The organism is Brevundimonas sp. GW821-FHT12E07, from assembly GCF_058807035.1.
Window position 1 is genome coordinate 35,589 of sequence record NZ_JBXAQH010000001.1, and the last position, 21,269, is coordinate 56,857.

Below are 21,269 nucleotides of genomic sequence, written 5' to 3' on the forward strand. Positions count from 1 at the left end.
GGGTCTGATCCCTCACTGCGTCAGTTCGAGGATCTCCAGCTTGGCCTCCTGTTTCGGCCAGGGAATGACCAGACGCCAGCGCTGCGGGCCGAGGCGTTCGAGGACGCCGATCTGGTCGCGCTCGCGGGTCTGGCCATAGGTCGGATACGTCGTCTCGTCGCCCCAGGCCTGGGCGCCGAGGAAGACCAGCTGATTGTCCGAATGGGGATAGAGGAGGCCGCGCGAGCGCTGCGAGCCTGTGGTCTTGGTCAGGATCAGGTCGCCGCCGGGGGTCAGCTCCACCGTGCAGCGGAAGTTGGGGTAGGACACGAAGGCCGGGCCCTTCTCGTCGCGCGACCCCAGTTTGATCGTGCGGCAGCGGTAGTTTCCGGGCGGGGGCTGCAGGCGGCCGTTAAGGGCGGCGTTGGGATCGACGAGGGGGCCGAGCGCCTCGACCTGATCGGCGAAGCCCTTGTCCTCGGCCTCGGCGCGGCCGAGCCGCCAGGCCTGATCCAGACGGCCGAGAGCCGAGGCGTCGGCAGTTCTGGCGACCTGACGCCAGTCCGAACTGCCACCCTGGGCGCCGGGCGCCGATGACGCGACGGCGGGCGCAGGATCCACGGCCGGGGGCGTCGGTCCGCTCAGGGGCTCGCCGGCGGCGGGATCATGGGGCGCAGAGGCGGGCGGGGTGACCCCGTCCTGGGGCGTGGTCTGGGGGTCTTCGGTCGAGGGCGCCGGGTTCTGGCTGCAGGCCGCGGCGACGAGCAGGAGGGCGGCGGCGAGAGGACGGGCGGTCATGGACGCTCCTTCGATCAGAGGGAGACGAACGACCTCGCGCGCGTGGGGTTCACCGTCCTCTGGGATCCAGAAGCAATCCGGAGACGGTCGCGGCCAGCAGACGCGGGGCAAAGGGCAGGCGGGCGACCTTGCCGAGGATGTGGTCGCGGATCCACGGCAGGACGGCGCCGTCGGCCTGATAGAAGGGGGTAAAGACCATCGACAGGGCCTGATAGAGGCGCACATGCCAGCGCCGGGCGGCGGCATAGGCGTCCAGCGCGTCGGACAGGTCCGGTTGGGTCTCCAGCGCGTCGGCGAGGGCCAGGGCGTCGAGCAGGCCCATATTGACCCCCTGCCCCAGCTGCGGACTGGTCGAATGGGCCGCGTCGCCGAGCACCGCCAGCCGGTCGGCGACGGGCCGCATCAGGGTGTGATGGCCATAGCGGGCCAGGGTCATGGCGTCGGGATCGACAATGGCGTCCAGCACCGGCGCGACCTCAGGCCAGAGGGTCAGGATTTCGGCCTTCCACGCCTCGAGGCCCGCCGCGCGCCAGGCCGGATGGTCGTCGCCCTTGAGGCTCCAGAAGAAGGTGGCGAGGCGTTGGTCGGGATCATCAGGCAGGCCGCCGCAGGGCAGGACGCCGATCATCCTGGAGGCGCCGCGATAGACCTGTTCCAGCGCCCCTTCGTCGAAGCCGCCGCCCGGCCAGGGGACCGTGCCCCACAGGCCCGACCAGCCCAGTTCCTGACGCCGGGCGCCCAGAGCTTTGGCGATAGGCGAACGGGCGCCGGTGGCGTCGACGATCAGGTCGAAGGCCGCGCTGGTCCAGCCGCCGGCGCCGATCAGCCGGCCGTCGGAGGCGGCGACGATCTCCCGCCCGGTTTCGAAGATCACCCCCTCGGCCAGACAGGCGGTGTGCAGGACGTGGAAAAGGGTCGCGCGATGCACCCCCAGAGACGCGCGCGGCGCCTTGAGGTCGTCGTAGCGGATGTCGAGGACGACGCGTCCCCGCCGGGCCTCGCGCCCGAAGATGTGGGTCAGGGGCTGGGCATGGCGTTCGACATCGGCCGTCAGGCCGAGGCGGTCGAGGACGTGCAGCCCCGTGGTCTGAAGCATGAAGCCGGCGCCGACCGGGCGGGCTTGCTCGAACCGCTCGTACACGACGACGTGGCGGCCCTGACGCGCCAGCATCAGGGCGGCGGCGAGGCCGGTGGGTCCGGCCCCGGCGACGGCGACGGATCGGGTCAAGTTCAGGCGGGAACCAGCTCGATCAGGTCGAGGTTGGATTCGTTCTGTGGCCAGGGGATGACCAGCCGCCAGCGGCGGTCGCCGATCCGCTCAAGCGTGGCGACGACGTCGCGGTCGGGGCGGCGGCCATAGGTGTTGGCCGGGGGCTCTGCGGCCAGGGCCACGGAGCCGAGGAAGACCATATGCCGGTCGGTCTCGGGGAAGAGCAGGCCCGAGGGCCGCTGGGAGCCGGTCAGCTTGGAGAATTTCAGGCCGCGCGGCGTCTGTTCGATGCGGCAGGCGAACCAGCCGTAGACGACATAGCCGAGGCCGTCCTCGCCGCCCTGTGAGCCCAGTTTGACGGTGCGGCAGCGATAGTCGCCGACGGGCGGAACAACGGGGGCGAAGGCGGCGCGAGGATCGATCAGATCGCCGAGACCGGTCAGGTCGCCGGAGCCGGTCTGGCGGCGCGCCTGCTGGAGGGCCAGGGACCAGGCGGCGTCGCGGCGCTGATAGCGGTCGCGGTCGGTGGCGGTGATGACGCCGCGCCAGTCCATCAGGGCGGCGCCCGTCGGGCCGGCCGGCGGAGCCGGGTAGGCGGGCTGGTTCGGCGGGGGTGGCGGCGGCGGGGGCGCGCCCGCGGCGCAGGCCGACAGGACCAGTGAGGCGGCGAAACCGGCGAGAACGACGAGACGCATGGACGACCCTGGAGCTACGACAGACGCGAGGCCTTCAGAGCGCTCGCAGCCCGCCCCGTCAAGCTGTTACGCAGCTTCCGCCGCGTTCCGGCCCCCCGCCTCCGACAAAGTTTCCATCAGGGCGCGATTCAACGCCCGGGCCAGAACCGGAATGTCGAGCGGCTTGGTCAGATAGTCGCGGAAGCCCGCCGCCCGACCGCGCCTGATGTCGCCGGGCATGGCGCTGGCCGACAGGGCCAGCACGGGCAGGCCCCGCGTCAGGGGATCGGCGTCGAGCCTCGCCTTCAGTTCGAACCCGTCCAGACCCGGCAGGTTGATGTCGAGGATGATGACGTCGGGCCTCAGATCGCGGGCCAGGGCCAGCCCCTCGTGCCCCGTCTCGGCGACATGCAGACGAATGCCGCCCAGAGCCGCGATGACATGCCGCATCAGGGCGATGTTGGACGGATTGTCCTCGACATAGAGCAGGGTCGCCGCGCCGCCGCCCGGCATCACGGGCGTCTCCAGCGCTGGAATGGGAGAGGCGACGACAGCCGGCGCCAGCGACCGGGCCAGCGGCAGGCTGAGGGTGAAGATCGACCCCTCGCCCTCGCGGCTGACCGCCTCGAGCCTGCCCCTCATGGCCTCGGCCAGACGGCGCGAGACGGCCAGGCCGATGCCGGTCCCGGAGGCATCCGGGATCTCGCGGCCGTGACGGTTGAAGGGCTGGAACAGGTCGGTCATCCGCGCCTCGGGAATGCCAAGGCCGGTGTCGTGGACGGCCAGGGCCACCCCCTCGGACGTCTGGTGCAGTTGCAGGAAGACCGCGCCGCCCGGGCGATTGTATTTGATGGCGTTGGACACGAGGTTGAGCAGCACCTGACGCAACCGGGTCCGGTCGGCGACCACGCCGAAGCCGGCGGTCGGCGGCGGCGGGGTCAGGGCGATGCCGGCGGCTTCGGCCTGGGGCCTCAGGCTGTCGCAGACCTGGCGCGCGACCAGATGCGGATCCACCGCCTCGATCGACATCGACACCTTGCCGGATTCGATGCGGGCCAGTTCGAGCACCTCCTCGATCAGGCCGAGCAGGTGCTGGCCCGAGGCGAGGATATGGTCGACGGCCTGGGACTGACGCCGGGTCATGGGTTCGGCCTGAACGTTCATCCGCATCAGCTCCGCAAAGCCGATGACCGCGTTCAGCGGGGTGCGCAGTTCGTGAGACAGGCCGGTGAGAAAATCCGCCCGCGCCGCCTCGGCGTCAGCCAGACGGCGGGCGCCGTCCGCGACGGCCTGTCTGGCCTCGGCCAGAGCGTGGGCGTCGGCCGCCGCCTGTTCCCTGATCGTCGCGTTGAGCGCCGAAAGCCGTCGCGCCTCCGCCCGCGCCTTCAAGGCCAGCCTCACCCCCGCCCAGGCGCCCGAGGCGGCCAGGGCCAGCAGCATCAGAATGAGTTCCATCGCACGTCCTCCTTGGCGCAAGGATGACGGCCATAGATTGCATTATGGTAAAACCACAGGTTGTATTCCGAGGCCGAAGAAACCCCGGAGCCGCGAACGGTCCGGGGTCGGGATTACTCTTCGGTCGCGGTTTCGGCCTTGCGGCGAGGCGCGCGCTTCTTCGGTGCGGCCTCTCCGTCATCCGCAGCGGCGGGCTCGGCGGCTTTCTCGGCGGCGGGGGCCGACGACCGGGTCAGGAAGCCCGGCAGGGCCGCCGGGGCGTCGTCGCCGTCGCCTTCGCGCGGCATGCGGGCGCGACGCGGACGCTGGGCCTTGGGGGCGTCATCGGCGGCGGGCTCGTAGGGCGTTCCCGTCAGGGCTTCGGCGGGCGATTCCGTCTGGGCGTCGGCGGCGGAATCGGCGCCGGCGTCATAGGGGGCGTTGTCGGGCGCCTCGCCCACGCCGCCCTCGGCCTCAAAGCGGCGGTTGCGCTCCTCACGACGGCGCTCCCAGCGTTCACGGCGGGTCTCGCGGCGCGGACCGCCCTCTTCGCCTTCGGCGCGGGGTTGCTGCTGGTCGCGGTCGCGATTGTTGTCACGGTCGCGGTTCTGATCGCGATCCTTGTTGTTGTCGCGGTCACGCCATTCGCGCTGCTGGCCGCCTTCGCCGCGGTTCTGGTCGCGGTCGCGGTTCTGATTCTGCTCCCGAGGCTGATCGTTTTCACGAGGCTCATTGGCCTGCTGGGCGGCGCGATCGGCGGCCTGTTGCGCGGCGAGGAAGGCGGCGGCCTGGGCCCCGGTCTCGTCCTCGAAATCGATGTCGAAGCCCTGGTTGGACAGTTCGCGCGCGGCGATCTCCGACACCGGACGGGCCGGCTGCAGGGCGCGCAGGACGCGGAAATAGTGTTCGGCGTGCTGGAGATAGTTCTCCGCCAGCACCCGGTCGCCCGAGGCCGTCGCGTCGCGGCCGAGCTGCAGATAGCGCTCATAGACCGTCTGGGCGTTGCCGCGGACCTTGATGTTCTCCGGGCCCTGGGAGTCCCAGGACCGGTTCGGATTGGCGTTGTTGGCGTTCGACTGACCGCCGCCGGGCTTTCTGTTGCGTCCGCGTTGACGCTTCATGCCCTTGAAATCTCTCATGAGACGCTACCGTGCTTTCGAGAGGACAGCCGGATCGCGATGCGCGTCCTGGACCTGTCCGTTTCGTCGTTCCGCTTCGTTCGGGGCCAATCCCCAAAAAACGATATGGTCGGAAATCCGTCGTCGCCCCGTGGTCCGCCGGGCTTTCCGGCCCGACCGTCACATGCCCCGAGCGCGCGTGACTGAACCGGATAGGCGGCCAAGGCGTGCGGTTTGGGTGGGAGACAGCCCCTGACTTAGCGCGCGTCCGGCTGTTTTCCAAGGGGTTTGTTCGCCTCCCCGTCGCCGGACGAAGAGGAGGCTTTATCGCATAGCCGGACCTCAGGTCTCGACAGGGCTCAAATGGCCGCCGCTCACCCCGAACTCCGCGTTCAGGTCCAGCAGATGATGGCCGTGGACCGCTGACGCCTGCAGGTCCACCACGATGACCAGAAGAGTGTTGTACCGGCCCGTTCCGATCAGGACCTGGTCGAACTGGCCACGGGCGTCGCGATAGACATAGTGGACCTCGTTCAGTCCCGGCAGACCGAGCGCATCGAGGTCCAGCGCCTCGACATAGGGCCAGATGTCGATGACCGGGCCGGAATCATCGATGACGTCACGCATCGGCGACTCGGAACAGGCCTGAAACTCTTCCCGCGTGAGCAGCCGGCCCGCCATGGCGCTCAGCCCTGCGGAATCGGGTTGGTGCGCGGGTCCGGACCGTTGGTGACGACGCGGTGGCGGTCGCCAAGGTCCTTGACCACGATGACGTTCTCGAAGCCCGCCTCGACGAACAGGGCCTTGACCGCCTCGCCCTGGTCCCAGCCGATCTCGACGGCGAAGACGCCGCCGTCTTTCAGGATACGCCGGATCTCGGGGGCCAGTTCGCGATAGGCGACGAGGCCGTCCAGTCCGCCGTCCAGCGCCAGGATCGGATCGTGCTCGCGCACCTCGGGGTCGAGGCCGGGAATGTCGTCCGACGGGATATAGGGCGGGTTGGAGACCACGAGATCGAAGCTGTGGTCGGCGAAGCCCGCCGCCCACTCGGTCCTCAGGAAGGTGGCGCGGCCGTCGAGGTCGAGGTTGGTCGCATTCTCGCGCGCCACGGCCAGGGCCTCGAAGGAGATGTCGGTGCCGACGCCCTTGGCCGCCGGACGCTCCGACAGGATGGCCAGCAGGATGGCGCCGGAACCGGTGCCGAGGTCGGCGACGGTGAAGGCCTCATGCGGGGCGTGGGCCAGCATGGCGATGTCGAGGATGGTCTCGGTGTCCGGGCGCGGGCTGAGCACGTCGGGGGTGACGTTCAGCATGATCTTCCAGAAGCCCTTGCGGCCGAGGATGCGCGACACCGGCTCGCGCTTCAGCCGACGCTCGACGAAGCCGTCCAGCGCAGCCAGCTGGTCGGCGCTGACGGCGCGATAGGGGTCGGTCAGGATATCCATCCGGCTGGCCCCGGCGGCGGCCTCCAGCAGCAGGCGGGCGTCGATGGAGGGGCTGTCGATACGCGCGGCCTTGAGCCGGGCCTGGGCGGCCTTCCAGGCGGAGACGAGCGTGGGGGAAGAGGTCGTGTCGGTCATGCGGGTCTCGCTACCGGATCGCCGAGCGCGATGCGACCCCCCTGCTCGATCGAGACATAGAGTCCGCACAGCATATGGCCGTAGGTCTCGAACAACGCGCGGACGACCGCGAGGTCGCGTTCGCCGGTCTCGGGATCGACCTCGGTGGCGGCGCAGCGGACGATGGGCTTGGCCCCGCGCAGGGTGGTTTCGCCGATGGTCAGCACCTCGCCGGCCCAGTCGTTCTCGACCCATGGCGCCCAGCCCTCGACCCAGACATTGGCGCGAAAGCGCAGGGGATCCAGGGTCTGGCCCCAGCGCTTTTCAAGATCGCGGACGCTGTTGAGGTTCAGGATCGAGACCCGGCCCTTCGACGAATCCATGAAGCGGTGATCGGGGCCGGCGTCGATCAGCTTGAGCGGCCCTATCGCCTCCTCGCCGAGAAAATCGGCCAGCCGGCTCTCGAAGGCGGCGCGGTCGCCGGGCTCGTCGAGGCGGACAGAGAGGTGGTCGCCATCGATCTCGGCGGTCAGGACATTGGCCGCCTCGTCCCAGCGGGTGCGGACCTTGGCCAGGATCGCCTGACGCATCAGGACGGTGAACCTCTGTTTGGGGATCTGTTTGGGGGCCGAGGGGTCATAGTCCGAGGGGCCATTCTCCACCGCCCACATCCGGTCGCCGGGAAACCAGCCGCCGGTCGGCAGCACGGCCTCGATCAGGGGCTCGGGCGTGAACCCCTTGACCGGATGGCGGTAGAGGGCGGCGACGGAAGACATGGCCAATGAGTGCCGGACGAACACGGTTGCGGCAAGAGCAGGGTAAAGGCGGGAACGGGGCGACAGCTTCGCCGTTAGCCGTCGATGGCGCCCTCTCCCAAGCTCCCGTTCAAACTGACCCGGGTCGGGAGCCAGGCTTCGGTCTGGCGGTTCGTGGCGGCGGTCGCGGGCGGTTTGGCGGCCGGCGCCGGGGCGGCGCACCTGCTCTACACCCAGGGGCACAAATACGGCGTGGAACTGAGGCCGAAGCGTCCCGAGATCCTGCCGCCCAAACCGCCGACGCCCGAGGATTACGACGCCCGCGATCCCGGCCGGGGTCGTCTGGCCCAGAGGCCCGAACACATTCCGCACAAGGGCTGGATGGACATCGCCTGGCGTGTTGGTGCGGCCTATTTCGGCGACCGGGTCGGCTTCTTCGCCGGCGGGGTGACCTTCTTCCTGGTCCTGTCCCTGTTCCCGACGCTGGCGGCCTTCGTGACCCTGTACGGCCTGTTCGCCGATCCGGCCGACGCCTGGAGCCGGCTGCAGTTCCTCTATTCGGTCCTGCCCTCGAACGTGGCCCAGTTCCTGGGCGGCGAAATGCAGCGGCTGGCCGAGAACTCATCCGGCCAGCTGACCTTCACCCTGGTCTGGACCCTTCTGCTGTCTCTGTGGACGGCCAACGGCGGGATCAAGACCCTCTTCTATGGGCTGAACGTCGCCTATCATGAGGTCGAGAAGCGCAATCTGGTCCACTACAACCTGATCTGCATGGCCTTCACCCTGTCGGGGCTGACGGCGGTTCTGCTTTCGGCGGGTCTGGTGGTCGGGGCGCCGATCGTGCTCTCCGTATTCGGGCTGGAGGAGGATTTCGGCCTTCTGGCCCTGCTGCGCTGGCCGGTGTTGTTCGTCGGCTATGTCGCCGCCCTGACGGCGATCTACCGCTTCGGGCCCTGCCGGCAGAAGGCCCGCTGGCGCTGGCTGACGCCGGGGGCGATCTTCGCGGCGGTGCTCAGCGTGATCGTGTCCTTCGTCTTCAGCTGGTACCTGTCCAACTTCGTGCGACTGGACAGCTACGGCCCGCTGGCGGCCTTCATGGGCTTTCTGCTGTGGATCTGGTTCTCGGTGCAGATCATCCTGATGGGCGCCGAGGTCAACGCCGAGATCGAGCACCAGACGGCCATCGACACCACCACCGGAGCCCCGCGTCCGCTGGGTGAACGCGGGGCTTTGGTCGCCGACACCATCGGACCGAGGCGGGGATCGCCCGCGGCGCTCGACTTCACCCTGAAACACGCCGAGGCCGTCGCCGACCGGCTGATGAAGAAGAAGGCGAAGACGAAGCGCTAGAAGAACAGCGGGTCCGAACGCTTCTCGGGCGGCAGGGTCTCGAGCTTCTGGGGCGTGTCCTCACGGCGCGGCCTGGGGGCCTGGGCCGGAGCCGGGGCGGGCCGAACCTCGACGCGCGGCGCTGTCGGCTGCTGGCCGTCGTAGGGCTCGCCCGCGTTCGGATCGACCGGAGCCACGACCGTGCCGCCATAGGGGTCCTCGACCTGGCCGATCAGGTCGCCGACCGGATCGGGCGGGACCCAGCCCTCGGGCATGGGCGGGCCGTTGGGGATCGAGGGCGCATTCAGGCGCGGCAGGGCGGCGGACATGAAGTCCTTCCAGATGGCGGCCGGGGAGCCGCCGCCGGTCACGCCGCGCATCGGCGTCGCATCGTCCTTGCCGACCCAGACGGCGGCGACGAAGCCGCCGGTGTAACCGACGAACCAGGCGTCCTTGTAGTCCGAGGTGGTGCCGGTCTTGCCCGCCAGATCGCGGCCGGGGATGGAGGCAGAGGCCCCCGTCCCACCGGTCATCACGCCGCGCAGCAGCTGGTTCATATAGTAGAGCGGCGGATTGTTGATCGCCTGACCGCCGATCGCGCCGGAATTCGAGTGCTGATAGATGACCCGGCCCGAAGGGGTGCGGATGCGGCTGATGCCATAGGCCTGAACCCGGCGGCCGCCGTTGGCAAAGGCGTCATAGGCCTGGGCCATCTCGATGGGCGAGACCTCGGAGGTGCCCAGCGCCATGGCCGGGTCGAGGCTGATCCGGCTGGTGATGCCCAGACGGCGGGCGGCGCGCGAGACGCTGTCACGGCCGATCTTGTCGGCGACCGAGGCCGCGATCGTATTGGTCGAATGGGCCACGGCGTCGGCGATGGTGGTCGGTCCGCCGAAGGTCCCGGAATAGTTCTTGGGCGACCAGGTGCCGATGGTGATCGGCTCGTCGACCACCGGGGTCTGGGGCGTATAGCCGGCCTCCATGGCCGCCAGATAGACGAAGGGCTTCCACGAGGAGCCGGCCTGACGCTGGGCGTCGACGGCGCGGTTGAACTGGCTGTCGGCGTAGGACGAGCCGCCGATCATGGCGCGGACCCGGCCGTCGCCGTCGAGCGCCACCAGCGCCGCCTGCTGCACGCCCTTGGAGGCGTCGCGGGTCAGGATGCGGTTGACGGCGCGCTCGGCGGAAGTCTGGAGCGTCAGATCGAGCGTGGTCTCCACGACCATGTCCTCGGTCGGTTCGCCGACCAGGCCGCGGATCTGCTTGTCGAGCCAGTCGATGAAATACTGGGCGTGCTGGCTGGCCAGGGTCCGCGAGACGCGCACGGGCTCGAGCACCGCCTGTTCGCGCTGGGCCGGGGTGATCACCCCGGTGTCGACCATCTGGTTCAGGACGACCGTGGCGCGGGTGGCGGCGCGTTCATGTTCGGACACCGGCGAATAGCGCGAGGGGGCCTTCAGAAGGCCAGCCAGAAGCGCGGCCTCGCCGACCGTCAAATCCTTGGCAGGCTTGTCGAAATAGCGCTGCGAGGCCGCCTCGATCCCATAGGCGCCGGCGCCGAAATAGACCCGGTTCAGATAGAGGGCGAGGATCTCCTTCTTGGAGAATTTCATCTCCAGCCAGACGGCCAGCATCAGCTCCTGCACCTTGCGGCGCATGTTCTGGTCGGGGGTCAGGAACAGGTTCTTGGCCAGCTGCTGGGTCAGGGTCGAGCCGCCCTGGACGACGCGGCCAGCGCGCATGTTGCGCGCGGCGGCCCGCATCATGCCGATGGGGTCGAAGCCCGGGTGCCACCAGAAGCGGCGGTCCTCGATGGCGATGAAGGCGGCGGGCACATAGTCGGGCAGGCTGTCGAGATCGGCCGGCGGCGCCTGTTGCGTCCCGCGCGTGGCGATCAGGGCGCCGTTGCGGTCCAGATAGGTGATCGAGGGCTGGCGCGAGACATTGTAGAGGCTGGAGGTGTCCGGCAGGCCGCGCGCGAAGACGGCGAAGAAGACCACCAGGAAGATGACCCCCCAGATGGCCAGGACGCCGCCCCAGTAGAGGAACTGCTGCAGACGGGTCCGCTGCGGCTTCGCGCCGCCGCCGTTACCCGTCGGACGGCCACCCGAATGGCCACCCTGTCTGCCGAAACCTGGACCGGCCATGAAGTTCCTCAAAGTCCCGCTGCGGAAGGGTTCTACCCGATCCGGCGCTATCCCACACGTCGCTCATCAAAACAGCCCGCGTGGTGAACAGGCGGTGAAGATGTCACGGGAACGTGAGGCTTGTTTCCGGTGAAATCAGGGCGGAGCGGTTAACGATCGGTGAGGCGGGGGTGCAGGAGGGGTGCAGGGCCCCTACCGCCGCGCCACCCAGACGAATCCGTACTCGTCCTGCTCGGCCGGATCGATCGGGTCGGGTGTGAAGCCGTGGGCCGCGAAGAGGGTGCGGTATTCCTCGGGCGAGAGGCTGCCGTGGTAGAGGGGTTCGCCGCGCCAGTCGCCGACGATTTCGCCCTCGTGCGGACCGCTGGAGGTCATGAAGACGCAGACGTCGGCGGCGTGGGAGAGGATGCGCGGCAGAGCGATCCTCTGGTCGGCGGGGCTGAGGTGGAACAGGCTGTGCCAGGCCAGAAGGCCGTCGAAGCGGCGGTCTCCGAGGTCGAGCGTTCGCATGTCGCCCGCCAGCCATTCGCCCTGGGGCAGGGTCTCGGCCGCATGGGCCAGAAGGCCCGGCGACGGATCGACGCCGGTGACCCTGAACCCCCGCTCGATCAGGGCCGCCGCCACCGGCCAGCCGGCGCCGCAGCCGACGTCCAGCACCGTCCCGCCGGGCGGCAGCGCGGCCATGAACCGTTCGAACCAGCCGGCCTCCGACAGATGGTCGGGGGCGTAGCGGCCCAGCGTCCGCCCCCGGTCGGCGATCCAGTCCCCGGCCTTGTCGGAATAGAGGCCGATGATCCGACTGGCCGAGGGATGGGTCATCGCTTTCCTATTGGGCGACGAACGCGTCCAGCGCCGAATAGAAGGCCTCGGGCTGGTCCAGCATGATGAAGTGGGCGCTGTCGTCGATGCGCACCAGTTTCGCGCCCGGCAGGTTGGCGAAGGAGGCGCGATAGATGCCGTCGGTCATCTCGGGCGTCATGCGGGCGTCGTTGAACTTCGCATAGAGGACCTCGGTCGGAGCGGTGATCTTGCCGATCTCCGGGCGCAGGTCGGTGGCGATCAGCTCGCGGAACGAATGGGCCGAGACCTGCTGGTCGCTGGTCGCGGTGTCGTGCAGCGGGCCGGCGCGCTTGGATTCCGTATTGATCATGCCGGTGACCGAGGCGGCGGCGCGGGCCTGATAGTCGGCGGGGCTGGCCGTGGCCATGCCGTTGCCGATCATGTCGGCGGTCGCCGCGATGCTTTCGGCCGTGGCTCCCGGAGGGCCGAACATCGCCCCCATGAAGGGCACCATGTCCACGACCATCAGCTTGCCGACCAGATCGGGGTAACGCGCAGCCAGCATCATGCCGATGGTCCCGCCCATGGAGTGACCGACCACCACCGGGTGATCCAGATGGTTCTCGGTGATGTAGCGGGCGATTTCCTCGGCGACCGGAGCGGCGACCGGGCCCGTCGCGTTGCCCTCGACCGGCGCCCCGGCGAAGCCCTGGATATGAATGCGGTGGACGCGCCAGCCGGCGCCGAGATGTTCGACCGTCCCGTCCCAGACCTCGGGCGAGGAGCTGAGACCCGGGATCAGGATGATGTCGCGGCCGCCCGCTTCACCGTCGATACGGACATGCAGCCGGTCCGAGGCGAAGTCGGCGTGGCGATGGTGTTCGGCGTGGCCGGTGTGGCCGTCCTGGGCGGAGGCGAGGCCCACCGCGCCGAAATTGATCATCAGACCGACGGCGGCGACCAGTCCGGTCAACAGCTGGGTGTTCATTGTGGCGTCCCTCCGGAGCGGGCCGTTCGCCCGCGCTTCTGATCCCTTGTCGTCACAGTGGGGACGATTGGATGCGGGCGGAAGCGGGGCGTTGGAAAAAATCCTGCGTGATGACGTCGCGGGCGTGGACGCCTAGAATGACCGAATGCCCTCCGCCGACTCCGCCCCCGTCTCTTCCAACGCCCCTGAAGCGAAAGCTCCGCCGACCGCCTTCGGCAAGGGGTTCGTGCTGGACGCCTGGTATTTCGTGGCCCTGGCGCGCGATGTGGCGAAAGGATCGCTCAAGCGGTACGAGATCATGGGCGAGCCGGTGCTGATCGGCCGCACCAATGCCGGCGCTGTCTACGGCATGCGCGACATCTGTCCGCACCGGGCCGCGCCGCTTTCGGCCGGGCGTATGGTCGACAAGCCCGGCGAGGGCGAGACCATCGAATGCCCCTATCACGGCTGGCGCTTCCGTCCCAACGGGGTCTGCGCCGCCATTCCGTCGCTGGTCGAGGATCAGGCCTTCGAGGCCAGCCGCATCCGCGTCCGCTCCTATCCGGTGGTCGAGAGCCAGGGACTGGTCTTCGTCTTCATGCGCTCGGATCCGCGCTCGGAAGAGGCGCCCGACCATGCGCCGCCGGTCTTCCCCGGCGTCGTCGGCGGCGAGGCGAAACTGGTCGAATGGATGGATTTCGACAGCCATATCGACCACGCCGTCGTCGGCCTGATGGACCCAGCCCACGGGCCCTTCGTGCATCAGCAGTGGTGGTGGCGGTCCGAGCATTCGATGCACGAAAAGGCCAAGGCCTTCGAACCGCGCGAGTTCGGCTTCGCCATGGTGCGCCACGCCCCGTCCTCGAACTCCCGGGCCTACAAGATCCTCGGCGGGGCCCCCGCCACGGAGATCAGTTTCCGCCTGCCCGGCTATCGCTGGGAGCATATCCAGGTCGGTGAGAAACAGGTCCTGGCCCTGACCTGTCTGACGCCGGTGACGGACACGAAGACCCGGATCACCCAGATCTTCTGGTCCGACCACTGGGTGTTCAACATCGCCAAACCCTTCTTGCGGATGGGCGTCGTCGCCTTCCTGAAACAGGACGGCGGGATGGTGAACCTGCAGAACGAGGGGCTGCGCTACGACCCGGCCCTGATCTGGATCGACGACGCCGACAAACAGGCGAAATGGTACCAGCAGCTCAAGCGGGAATGGACGAAAAGCCGCGTCGAGGGACGCGGCTTCGTCAACCCGGTCAAGGCCGGGGTGCTGAGGTGGAAGAGCTAGATATCCTCACCACGAAGTGGGGAGGGGGACCGCGGCGCGCTTGCGCCGGGGTGGAGGGGGTTCTCGGCGGAACCGGACTCCGGCCCTGCCAAAGAAAACAAGGAAGAACCCCCTCCACCACCCGCCAGGCGGCGGGCGGTCCCCCTCCCCGGGCTACGCCCGGGGAGGATATTAGCGCGTCAGGGCGCCCGCGAGGATCACGTCGATCTGCTTGGCGACGTGGGCCGACAGTTGTTCTTCGGTCCAGCTGTCGTAGGCCGCGCGGCGGTAGTTCGACAGATAGGCGTCCCACAGCAGCTCGGTCAGCAGCGGCACGTCGGCGTCCTGCGACAGCTCGCCCTTGCCGACGCCGTCACGCAGGATCTGGGTGATGACGGCCAGCAGTTGCTTGGTCACGGCGCGGGCGCGCGTCTCAGCGGCCAGCGGCTGGAACCACGAACGGGCGACGATGGCCTGGAACAGCGGCAGCTGGTCCAGCGAGCCGTGGTAGCCGGCGGTCAGGGCGGCGGCCAGACGGGCCTTGACCGAACCCTCGCCGGCGCCGGCCTTCACCGTGTCGGCCAGTTTGGTCATGTCTTCGGTCAGGACGGCTTCGAACAGCTCGGCCTTGTCCTGGAAGTTGGCGAAGACGGCGCCGGTGGACATGCCCGCGCCCTTGGCGATGTCGCGGATGGTGGCGGGCTCATAGCCCCGCTCGGCGAAGAGGCCGCGGGCGGCGTCCAGCACCTTCTGACGGGTGCGGACCTTGGCGGCCTGACGGCGGTTCATGCGGGGAGCTTCGGATCCGGCGACGTCATCGGGGGAAGGGGCGTCGGCGATCGCGGCGGTTTGGGACATGGAGATGCTTTACTCAAACCCGACGGCGGGGGGACCGCCGGGACGATGGGGAGAAGGGGACGACTGCAAATTCCAGCGCCGCCAGATGGCGAAAATCACCGGTCTTCGAAAGACGCTGCCCCGAGAACGGGGGTCTTCATCACGGAACGATGACGAAAATGGGGTCCAAATATTAACGGGGCCGTTCCACGCGGCGTGACGCCGGGGAAGCGCCACCCGGGGTAAACGCCGTTATCCCGACATTCCGTCGCGAACGGTCACGCTTTATTTTCCAGCGGTTTCCGAACGCTAGAACCACGAAGGGCGCGGGTCGCCCGGCCACGTCGTTCGGCCGGAATCGCCGCCTGGAAGACGGCGCGGAAAACGTCGCGCTTTTCGTGGATAGACGCGAGCACCAGCCCCATCGGCACCCCGACGTCGACCAGGGTGTTCTCGGCCAGCTGCAGACTGGCCTCCGTCGTCTCCGGCACCGCGTCGGTCACGCCGAGGCCGTAGAGACGCGCGGCGTGGCGGTCGTCGCGCGCCCGGGCGATCAGGGTCATATCGTCGCGAAGGGCCCGGGCGGCGATCACCACCTCGTCCACCTTGGACGGCGCATCCATGGTCACGACCAGGGCGCGGGCGCTGTCGATGCCGCAGGCGGTCAGCATCTCGGCGCGACCGGCGTCGCCGTAATAGATGTCGAACCCCTCGCGCCGGCCCTCGGATACGGCGGTCGGATCGGCGTCCACGGCGATGAATGGCACCTTGTGTTCGGCCAGCATCTCGCCGACCAGCCGCCCGACCCGGCCGAAGCCGACGATCAGGACGGCGCCCTCGCGCACGACCGGGTTGAGGGCCTCGCTCGGCACGGCCGGCGTCTCGACGTCACGCGGCTCCAGCCTGCGGGCCAGCTTCACGCCCAGCCAGGCCATCAGGGGCACGGTGAACATCGACAGGGTGGCGGAGACCAGCACGGCCTGGGTGAAGGCGGGCGGGGCCAGACCCTCGCTCATGGCGGTGTTCAGGACGACGAAGGCGAACTCCCCCGCCGGCCCCAGGACCAGGGCGGTTTCGATCGCAGTGCGGGCGCCCAGCTTCCACAGACGGGCGAGACCATAGATGACCCCCGCCTTCAGGGCGGTCATGGCGATGGCCAGGCTGAAGACGAAGACCGGATCGGCGGCGAGGACGTTCAGGTCCAGCCCGATGCCGACCCCGACGAAGAAGACGCCGAGCAGCAGGCCCTTGAACGGCTCGATATTCACCTCGACCTCGCGCCGGTACTCCGTCTCGGCGATCAGCAGGCCGGCGATCAGGGCGCCGATGCTCATCGACAGACCGGCCGCCTGGGCCGCGACCCCGGTCCCGACCACGACCAGCAGACACAGGGCGACGAACAGCTCCTGCCCGCCATGCGACCGCTTGCGGGTGCGGGCCACCGAGCGGAACAGGGGTCTGAGCACGACCCGGCCCAGGACCACGATCAGACCCAGGCCGAGCGCGGCGGGCGCCAGGGTGAAAAGGGTGCGGCCGATCTGGTCGGGCTGCAGCAGGCCGCCCGGATGGGCGGCGGCGGCCAGGAAGGAGGCGGTGATCAGGATCGGCGCCACGGCCAGATCCTGGGCCAGCAGAACCGCGAAGGTCGACCGGCCGGTCGCTCCCTTCAGCCGCCCGTTCTCGGCCATCACCGGCATGACCACCGCGGTCGAGGACAGGGCCAGCCCCATGCCGAGCACGGCGGCGGCGGCCAGCGACTGGCCCAGCAACAGGAAGCCGCCCGCCAGCACCACGGCGCAGACCAGAACCTGAAGCAGGCCGAACCCGAAGACGAGGCGACGCATCGCCTTGAGCCGCTCCCACGACAGCTCCAGACCGATCATGAACAGAAGGAAGGCGACGCCCAGTTCGCTGAGCTGGGCGATCTGGGCCGGGTCGCTGATGGTGAACCAGGACAGCCAGGGCAGGACGGCGGTCAGCTGACCTAGGCCGTGCGGACCCAGAATGACGCCGGCGGCCAGAAAGCCGAGCACCGGACTGATCTTCAGTCGGCTGAACAGGGGCACCACCACGCCCGCCGCCGCCAGGAAGACGACCAGATCCTTGTATTCGCCGCCGCCGCCGTGACCCGCCATTCGTCCCCCAATTCGCTATGGGGACAATCTTGTCTCAACGCGGCTCCGGCGCCATCCCGTCGCGGAGATTCATGAATCTTTTTTAAGGCGACACCCCCCCGGTCCGGCGTAGGTTCGCCGCCGAACCGCCATATTGGCTTCGGCCGCGCATGGCCTCATCCGCCGCTCAATTCGACGAAAATCGCCGACCTTTCAGGACTGATTTCCTACATGAAGAAGCTTCTCCTCGGCGCCGCCCTCGGCGCCCTGCTCGTGCCCGCCGTCTCCTTCGCCCAGACGGTCGACGCCGGCCTGTTCAGCGCCCAGTCCGACGAGCATGAGTGCCTCGACGACGGCTGCACCATGGTCGCCCTGTTCCAGGCGGGTCCGACCGGCTCGGGCTATCAGGGCACGGTGGCGCCCAAGTACGGAACCTGGGGCTTCGACCTCGCCGGCCGCGACACCACGGTGAACCCGGGCGACGACTTCATGGAATACGCCAACGGGACCGCGCTGAAGTCGCTGGTCATCCCGTCGGACCGCACCTCCTACGGCTCGTTCGCCCTGCTGCGCGAACTGTCTGACAACCGGATGAAGGAACTGGTCCTGGGTCTGGCGGCCCGCACTGACCTGACGCCCGGCACGGACGAGGCCAAGATCGCCGACGCCTACCGCGCCTATATGGACGAGGCCCGCATCGAGGCGCTCGACGCCCAGCCGCTGCAGCCCTATCTGGCCGCCATCCGCGCCGCCGACAGCCGTGACAAGATGGCCGTGCTGATGGGCGGCACCCAGGGCCGCCTCGGCAGCTCCTTCTTCCGCACCGGCATCACCATCGACGCCAAGGCGCCCGACCGCTACGTCGTCGCCGCCGGCCAGGGCGGCATCGGCCTGCCGAACCGCGACTACTATCTGGACCCGCGCTACGCCGACAAGAAGGTCAAGTATCAGGCCTATGTCGAGCGCATGCTGACCATGATCGGCTGGGACAAGCCCGCCGAGAACGCGGCCGCCATCGTCGCCCTGGAGACCTCGATCGCCGAGACCCACTGGACCCCGATCGAGAACCGCAATCGCGACAAGACCTATAACGAATACACCATCGCCAAACTGGCCGAGGAAGCCCCGGGCTTCCCCTGGCAGGCCTATTTCGACGCCGCCCAGCTGGGTTCGGCGCCGCGCCTGATCGTGTCGCAGAACACGGCCATGCCCAAGATCGCGGCCATCTTCGCCCAGACCCCGGTCGAGCTGCTGCAGGCGTGGGAAGCCTTCCACACCGCCGACGACGCCGCGCCGCGTCTGTCGCGCCGCTTCGCCGACGCCCAGTGGGAGTTCCGTTCGCGCGACCTGTCGGGCCAGCCCGAGCAGCGCAGCCGTGAGAAGCGCGGCATCTCCTTCGCCGAGGGCACCCTGGGCGAGGCCACGGGCCGTCTCTACGTCGCCGAATACTTCCCGGCCGAGTCCAAGGCCAAGATGGAGCAGCTGGTCTCGAACATCCGTTCGGCCCTGTCCGACCGGATCGCCAACCTGACGTGGATGGGCGCCGACACCAAGGCCCAGGCCCAGGACAAGCTGTCCAAGATCACCGTCAAGATCGGCTATCCGAACAAGTGGCGTGACTATTCGGCCCTGGAAATCCGTTCCGACGACCTGTTCGGCAACGCCGAGCGCACCGGCATCTTCCAGTGGAACTACCAGCTGGAGCGCCTGAACAAGCCGGTCGACAAGACCGAGTGGGGCATGACGCCCCAGACGGTGAACGCCTACTACAACTCGTCGAACAACGAGATCGTCTTCCCGGCCGCCATCCTGCAGCCGCCCTTCTTCGATCCGGACGCGGACCCGGCCGTCAACTACGGCGGCATCGGTGGCGTGATCGGTCACGAGATCGGCCACGGCTTCGACGACCAGGGCTCCAAGTCCGACGGCGACGGCGTGCTGCGCGACTGGTGGACCCCGGCCGACAAGGCGAACTTCCAGGCCCTGACCACGCGTCTGGGCGCCCAGTACGACGCCTTCGAACCCCTGCCCGGCTACCATGTCCAGGGCGGGCTCACGATGGGCGAGAACATCGGCGACGCCTCGGGCGTGGCTGTGGGTCTGGAGGCCTATCACATCTCGCTGAACGGCCAGGCCGCCCCGGTTCTGGACGGCACCACCGGCGACCAGCGCTTCTTCTACGGCTGGGCCCAGGTGTGGCAGTCGAAGATGCGCGACGAAGCCGCCAAGCAGCAGGTCGCCACCGACCCGCACAGCCCGGCGATGTTCCGCGTCATCGGCCCGCTGCGCAACTCGGACGCCTGGTACGAAGCCTTCAACGTCCAGCCCGGCGCCAAATACTATCTGACCCCGGCCGACCGGGTTCACATCTGGTAAGACGGGCGACAGTCCAGAAAGCGAAGGGCCGGAGCAGCGATGCTCCGGCCCTTTCGTTTGGGGCGGGGTCGTTTGACCTCAGCTCTTGCGCAGGGTGACGTAGATCGCGCCGTCGCCGCCGTGACGGCGGTGGGCCGAGGCGAAGCCGGAGACGACGGGGCGAAGGCCCGGCGACTGCAGCCATTCGTGGACCGAGGCGCGGATGATCCCGCCCCCTCTGCGGCCCTGCCCGGTGATGACCAGCACCGACTTCAGCCGGCGCGCCTGACAGCCCATGAGAAAGGCCCTGAGCTGGTCCTCGGCCTCGAAGCGGCTGAAGCCGTGCAGGTCGATGCGGTCCTCGATCGGATCGCGTTCGCGCGACAGGCGGCGCTGACGGCGCGGCTCCAGCTCTTCCGGCGCGCCCCGGGGGGCGTGAGGCGCGGCGGTGGGGGTCGGCGCGGGCTTCGCGGACGACCTTCCGGCGGATTTTCCGGCGACGGGCCGCTTCGTCGGCGTGGTCGCGGTGGCGAGGCTGGCGGGCGGATCGGCGGGCAGCGGGCCGCCGGGAATGACCAAAGCGGCCTTTCGGCTCCGGGGTGGCGTGACCGAGCCCGAGACCCGGGCCCAGATGCGATGATCCTCGGCCGTCAGATCCCCTGAGGCCTTCGCGGGCTTTTTGGGAGGCCCCTTGGCCACGGGTCAGTCGTCGCCGCCAAAGCCGTCCGGGCCGTCCGCGCTCATCTCCTGCGGGCCCGGCTCGTGGCTGAGCAGGTCGCCCGGCTGGCAGTTCAGCTCGCGGCACAGGGCGTCCAGGGTCGTGAAGCGGATCGCCCGCGCCTTGCCGGTCTTGAGGATCGACAGATTGGCCAGGGTCACGCCTACACGGTCGGCGAGCTCGGTCAGCGACATGCGCCGTTCGAGCAGGATGCGGTCGAGCTGAATGCGAATAGCCATGGGAATGTGCGCTCGATCAGATCGTCAGTTCGCTCTCGCGTCGCAGACGGGCGCCCTCGCGGAACACCTCGGCGAGGACGAAGACGACCAGGACGGAGAAGATGGGGGTCAATAGCTCACCGAACCCCTGGGGGTCCATCTGTCCGGGCACGAGGCCGGCGGCGACCATCCCTTGCGCGACCCAGACGCCGGCGGTCACCGTGGCCAGGGTCAAGCCGATGGCGCGCAGGCGGCGCACATTCTCGGGCCGGAAGGGATCGCCCGCGGTCAGGGTGCGGAAGATGAGGCGCAGATTGCGCAGGATCAGCAGGAAGCCGCCGACCCAGGCCGTCAGGGCCCCGAGGCCGAACAGCAGCAGCGGCTGGGTGAGGGGCTGTTGCAGCCCGCCGTCATGGGCGGTGACGGTGACGTTGTAGTTGGAGATGGGGATGAAGATGGCGGCGACGAAGGCGATCAGCAGGCCTGCGGTCACCAGCATGAGCAGCACATAGGCCACGTCGAGGGCGATCTTCAGAAGACTGGCGACCGAGCCGGGACCGAGAGTCCGCAAGGGGCCGCGAAGAAGGGGGGCAAACAGAGAGGAAAGACCGAAGCGGGGCCTGAAGCCCCTGGCGGGAAGCCGACCTTTCAGATTTTCCAGGGTCGGAAGACGCATCGGCCGTGTCGCTCAGGCCGGAAGGAAGGAGGCGAATGCCGCGCGGGGTCCGGCGAACCCCGTCGCGGTCTTATTCATCGCGATCTTCATGGGTCTCGTCAAAGCCTCACAGGACGTCTTTACCGTGAACCGGGGGTCATTGCTGACCCCCATGGTCAAATCCATGCACCGATCGAGGTGCAAGGCGCGGTAGACGGTCTCAGAAGGCCTGGACGAGGATGGCGACCAGAGCGGTCGGCAGGGCGGCGAGCAGAGCGGCGTTGACCAGCACGTTGCCGACCTTGTCCATGAAAAGCGAAGCGTTCATCGTGTTCATCGTGGTTCTCCTGATTGA

19 protein-coding genes are annotated in these 21,269 nt (G+C 68.7%); 3 read left to right on the forward strand and 16 right to left on the reverse strand.

The features are described 5' to 3' along the window. Window positions 1-12: 12 nt before the first annotated feature. From AC1ROD_RS00220 to AC1ROD_RS00255, 8 genes are all read right to left on the reverse strand, one after another. Window positions 13-777: a DUF4893 domain-containing protein gene (locus AC1ROD_RS00220; protein ID WP_492946253.1), complete on the reverse strand. Its 765-nt coding sequence runs from the start codon at window positions 775-777 to the stop codon at window positions 13-15. Window positions 778-826: 49 nt separating this feature from the next. Continuing rightward, window positions 827-2,005 carry an FAD-dependent oxidoreductase gene (locus AC1ROD_RS00225; protein WP_492946254.1) on the reverse strand — a complete coding sequence of 393 codons (1,179 nt, stop codon included), beginning with the start codon at window positions 2,003-2,005 and terminating at the stop codon, window positions 827-829. 2 nt (window positions 2,006-2,007) lie between these two features. Then, window positions 2,008-2,682, reverse strand: coding sequence for a DUF4893 domain-containing protein (locus AC1ROD_RS00230; RefSeq protein ID WP_492946255.1), 675 nt, complete (start codon window positions 2,680-2,682; stop codon window positions 2,008-2,010). Between the two features lie 66 nt (window positions 2,683-2,748). After that, entirely contained in the window at window positions 2,749-4,116 is a 1,368-nt protein-coding gene (locus tag AC1ROD_RS00235; protein ID WP_492946256.1) for a hybrid sensor histidine kinase/response regulator, read from the reverse strand. 113 nt (window positions 4,117-4,229) lie between these two features. Beyond that, complete coding sequence (locus AC1ROD_RS00240) at window positions 4,230-5,216, reverse strand: DUF4167 domain-containing protein (RefSeq protein WP_492946257.1); 987 nt, start codon at window positions 5,214-5,216, stop codon at window positions 4,230-4,232. Between the two features lie 339 nt (window positions 5,217-5,555). Beyond that, entirely contained in the window at window positions 5,556-5,840 is a 285-nt protein-coding gene (locus AC1ROD_RS00245) for a hypothetical protein (protein ID WP_492946258.1), read from the reverse strand. A 59-nt stretch (window positions 5,841-5,899) separates the two neighbouring features. Beyond that, window positions 5,900-6,793 (reverse strand): peptide chain release factor N(5)-glutamine methyltransferase, encoded by an 894-nt coding sequence (gene prmC, locus AC1ROD_RS00250; RefSeq protein ID WP_492946259.1) that lies wholly within the window; start codon window positions 6,791-6,793, stop codon window positions 5,900-5,902. Next, window positions 6,790-7,548 (reverse strand): MOSC domain-containing protein, encoded by a 759-nt coding sequence (locus tag AC1ROD_RS00255; protein ID WP_492946260.1) that lies wholly within the window; start codon window positions 7,546-7,548, stop codon window positions 6,790-6,792. The genes prmC and AC1ROD_RS00255 overlap by 4 nt, the downstream gene beginning before the upstream one ends. Window positions 7,549-7,632: 84 nt before the next feature. Between AC1ROD_RS00255 and AC1ROD_RS00260 the strand changes: the two genes are divergently transcribed. Beyond that, window positions 7,633-8,877, forward strand: a complete 1,245-nt coding sequence (locus tag AC1ROD_RS00260) for a YihY/virulence factor BrkB family protein (protein ID WP_492946261.1) — start codon at window positions 7,633-7,635, stop codon at window positions 8,875-8,877. Here the strand turns inward: AC1ROD_RS00260 and AC1ROD_RS00265 are convergent. From AC1ROD_RS00265 to AC1ROD_RS00275, 3 genes are all read right to left on the reverse strand, one after another. Continuing rightward, complete coding sequence (locus tag AC1ROD_RS00265; RefSeq protein ID WP_492946262.1) at window positions 8,874-11,003, reverse strand: transglycosylase domain-containing protein; 2,130 nt, start codon at window positions 11,001-11,003, stop codon at window positions 8,874-8,876. The genes AC1ROD_RS00260 and AC1ROD_RS00265 overlap by 4 nt on opposite strands. A 192-nt stretch (window positions 11,004-11,195) precedes the next feature. Continuing rightward, entirely contained in the window at window positions 11,196-11,822 is a 627-nt protein-coding gene (locus AC1ROD_RS00270) for a class I SAM-dependent DNA methyltransferase (RefSeq protein WP_492946263.1), read from the reverse strand. A 7-nt stretch (window positions 11,823-11,829) separates the two neighbouring features. Continuing rightward, complete coding sequence (locus tag AC1ROD_RS00275) at window positions 11,830-12,771, reverse strand: alpha/beta fold hydrolase (RefSeq protein WP_492946264.1); 942 nt, start codon at window positions 12,769-12,771, stop codon at window positions 11,830-11,832. Window positions 12,772-12,916: 145 nt separating this feature from the next. Here AC1ROD_RS00275 and AC1ROD_RS00280 point away from each other — a divergent pair, with 145 nt between their 5' ends. Continuing rightward, window positions 12,917-14,038: a Rieske 2Fe-2S domain-containing protein gene (locus tag AC1ROD_RS00280; RefSeq protein WP_492946265.1), complete on the forward strand. Its 1,122-nt coding sequence runs from the start codon at window positions 12,917-12,919 to the stop codon at window positions 14,036-14,038. Between the two features lie 171 nt (window positions 14,039-14,209). Here AC1ROD_RS00280 and AC1ROD_RS00285 read toward each other — a convergent pair whose 3' ends face one another. Next, on the reverse strand, window positions 14,210-14,875 hold the full coding sequence (locus AC1ROD_RS00285; protein WP_492946266.1) for a TetR/AcrR family transcriptional regulator: 666 nt from the start codon (window positions 14,873-14,875) through the stop codon (window positions 14,210-14,212). A 257-nt stretch (window positions 14,876-15,132) separates the two neighbouring features. Beyond that, window positions 15,133-16,989, reverse strand: a complete 1,857-nt coding sequence (locus AC1ROD_RS00290) for a cation:proton antiporter domain-containing protein (RefSeq protein ID WP_492946267.1) — start codon at window positions 16,987-16,989, stop codon at window positions 15,133-15,135. Between the two features lie 210 nt (window positions 16,990-17,199). Here AC1ROD_RS00290 and AC1ROD_RS00295 point away from each other — a divergent pair, with 210 nt between their 5' ends. Continuing rightward, on the forward strand, window positions 17,200-19,344 hold the full coding sequence (locus tag AC1ROD_RS00295) for a M13 family metallopeptidase (RefSeq protein WP_492946268.1): 2,145 nt from the start codon (window positions 17,200-17,202) through the stop codon (window positions 19,342-19,344). A 78-nt stretch (window positions 19,345-19,422) separates the two neighbouring features. Here AC1ROD_RS00295 and AC1ROD_RS00300 read toward each other — a convergent pair whose 3' ends face one another. The 3 genes from AC1ROD_RS00300 to AC1ROD_RS00310 are packed head-to-tail and all read right to left on the reverse strand — an operon-like array spanning window position 19,423 to window position 20,830. Beyond that, window positions 19,423-20,022, reverse strand: coding sequence for a Smr/MutS family protein (locus tag AC1ROD_RS00300; RefSeq protein WP_492946269.1), 600 nt, complete (start codon window positions 20,020-20,022; stop codon window positions 19,423-19,425). A 3-nt stretch (window positions 20,023-20,025) separates the two neighbouring features. After that, entirely contained in the window at window positions 20,026-20,280 is a 255-nt protein-coding gene (locus AC1ROD_RS00305; RefSeq protein ID WP_492946270.1) for a helix-turn-helix domain-containing protein, read from the reverse strand. Window positions 20,281-20,296: 16 nt separating this feature from the next. After that, window positions 20,297-20,830: a DUF2975 domain-containing protein gene (locus AC1ROD_RS00310; protein ID WP_492946271.1), complete on the reverse strand. Its 534-nt coding sequence runs from the start codon at window positions 20,828-20,830 to the stop codon at window positions 20,297-20,299. Window positions 20,831-21,269: the final 439 nt, after the last annotated feature.

What these genes read in the sequence shown, in the direction of transcription:
- AC1ROD_RS00290 (WP_492946267.1), bottom strand. Translation starts at nt 16,989, where the DNA reads ATGGCGGGTCACGGCGGCGGCGGCGAATACAAGGATCTGGTCGTCTTC.
- AC1ROD_RS00240 (WP_492946257.1), bottom strand. Translation starts at nt 5,216, where the DNA reads ATGAAGCGTCAACGCGGACGCAACAGAAAGCCCGGCGGCGGTCAGTCG.
- AC1ROD_RS00260 (WP_492946261.1), top strand. Translation starts at nt 7,633, where the DNA reads ATGGCGCCCTCTCCCAAGCTCCCGTTCAAACTGACCCGGGTCGGGAGC.
- AC1ROD_RS00295 (WP_492946268.1), top strand. Translation starts at nt 17,200, where the DNA reads ATGAAGAAGCTTCTCCTCGGCGCCGCCCTCGGCGCCCTGCTCGTGCCC.
- AC1ROD_RS00305 (WP_492946270.1), bottom strand. Translation starts at nt 20,280, where the DNA reads ATGGCTATTCGCATTCAGCTCGACCGCATCCTGCTCGAACGGCGCATG.
- AC1ROD_RS00220 (WP_492946253.1), bottom strand. Translation starts at nt 777, where the DNA reads ATGACCGCCCGTCCTCTCGCCGCCGCCCTCCTGCTCGTCGCCGCGGCC.
- prmC (WP_492946259.1), bottom strand. Translation starts at nt 6,793, where the DNA reads ATGACCGACACGACCTCTTCCCCCACGCTCGTCTCCGCCTGGAAGGCC.
- AC1ROD_RS00270 (WP_492946263.1), bottom strand. Translation starts at nt 11,822, where the DNA reads ATGACCCATCCCTCGGCCAGTCGGATCATCGGCCTCTATTCCGACAAG.
- AC1ROD_RS00265 (WP_492946262.1), bottom strand. Translation starts at nt 11,003, where the DNA reads ATGGCCGGTCCAGGTTTCGGCAGACAGGGTGGCCATTCGGGTGGCCGT.
- AC1ROD_RS00230 (WP_492946255.1), bottom strand. Translation starts at nt 2,682, where the DNA reads ATGCGTCTCGTCGTTCTCGCCGGTTTCGCCGCCTCACTGGTCCTGTCG.
- AC1ROD_RS00245 (WP_492946258.1), bottom strand. Translation starts at nt 5,840, where the DNA reads ATGCGTGACGTCATCGATGATTCCGGCCCGGTCATCGACATCTGGCCC.
- AC1ROD_RS00235 (WP_492946256.1), bottom strand. Translation starts at nt 4,116, where the DNA reads ATGGAACTCATTCTGATGCTGCTGGCCCTGGCCGCCTCGGGCGCCTGG.
- AC1ROD_RS00255 (WP_492946260.1), bottom strand. Translation starts at nt 7,548, where the DNA reads ATGTCTTCCGTCGCCGCCCTCTACCGCCATCCGGTCAAGGGGTTCACG.
- AC1ROD_RS00275 (WP_492946264.1), bottom strand. Translation starts at nt 12,771, where the DNA reads ATGAACACCCAGCTGTTGACCGGACTGGTCGCCGCCGTCGGTCTGATG.
- AC1ROD_RS00285 (WP_492946266.1), bottom strand. Translation starts at nt 14,875, where the DNA reads ATGTCCCAAACCGCCGCGATCGCCGACGCCCCTTCCCCCGATGACGTC.
- AC1ROD_RS00280 (WP_492946265.1), top strand. Translation starts at nt 12,917, where the DNA reads ATGCCCTCCGCCGACTCCGCCCCCGTCTCTTCCAACGCCCCTGAAGCG.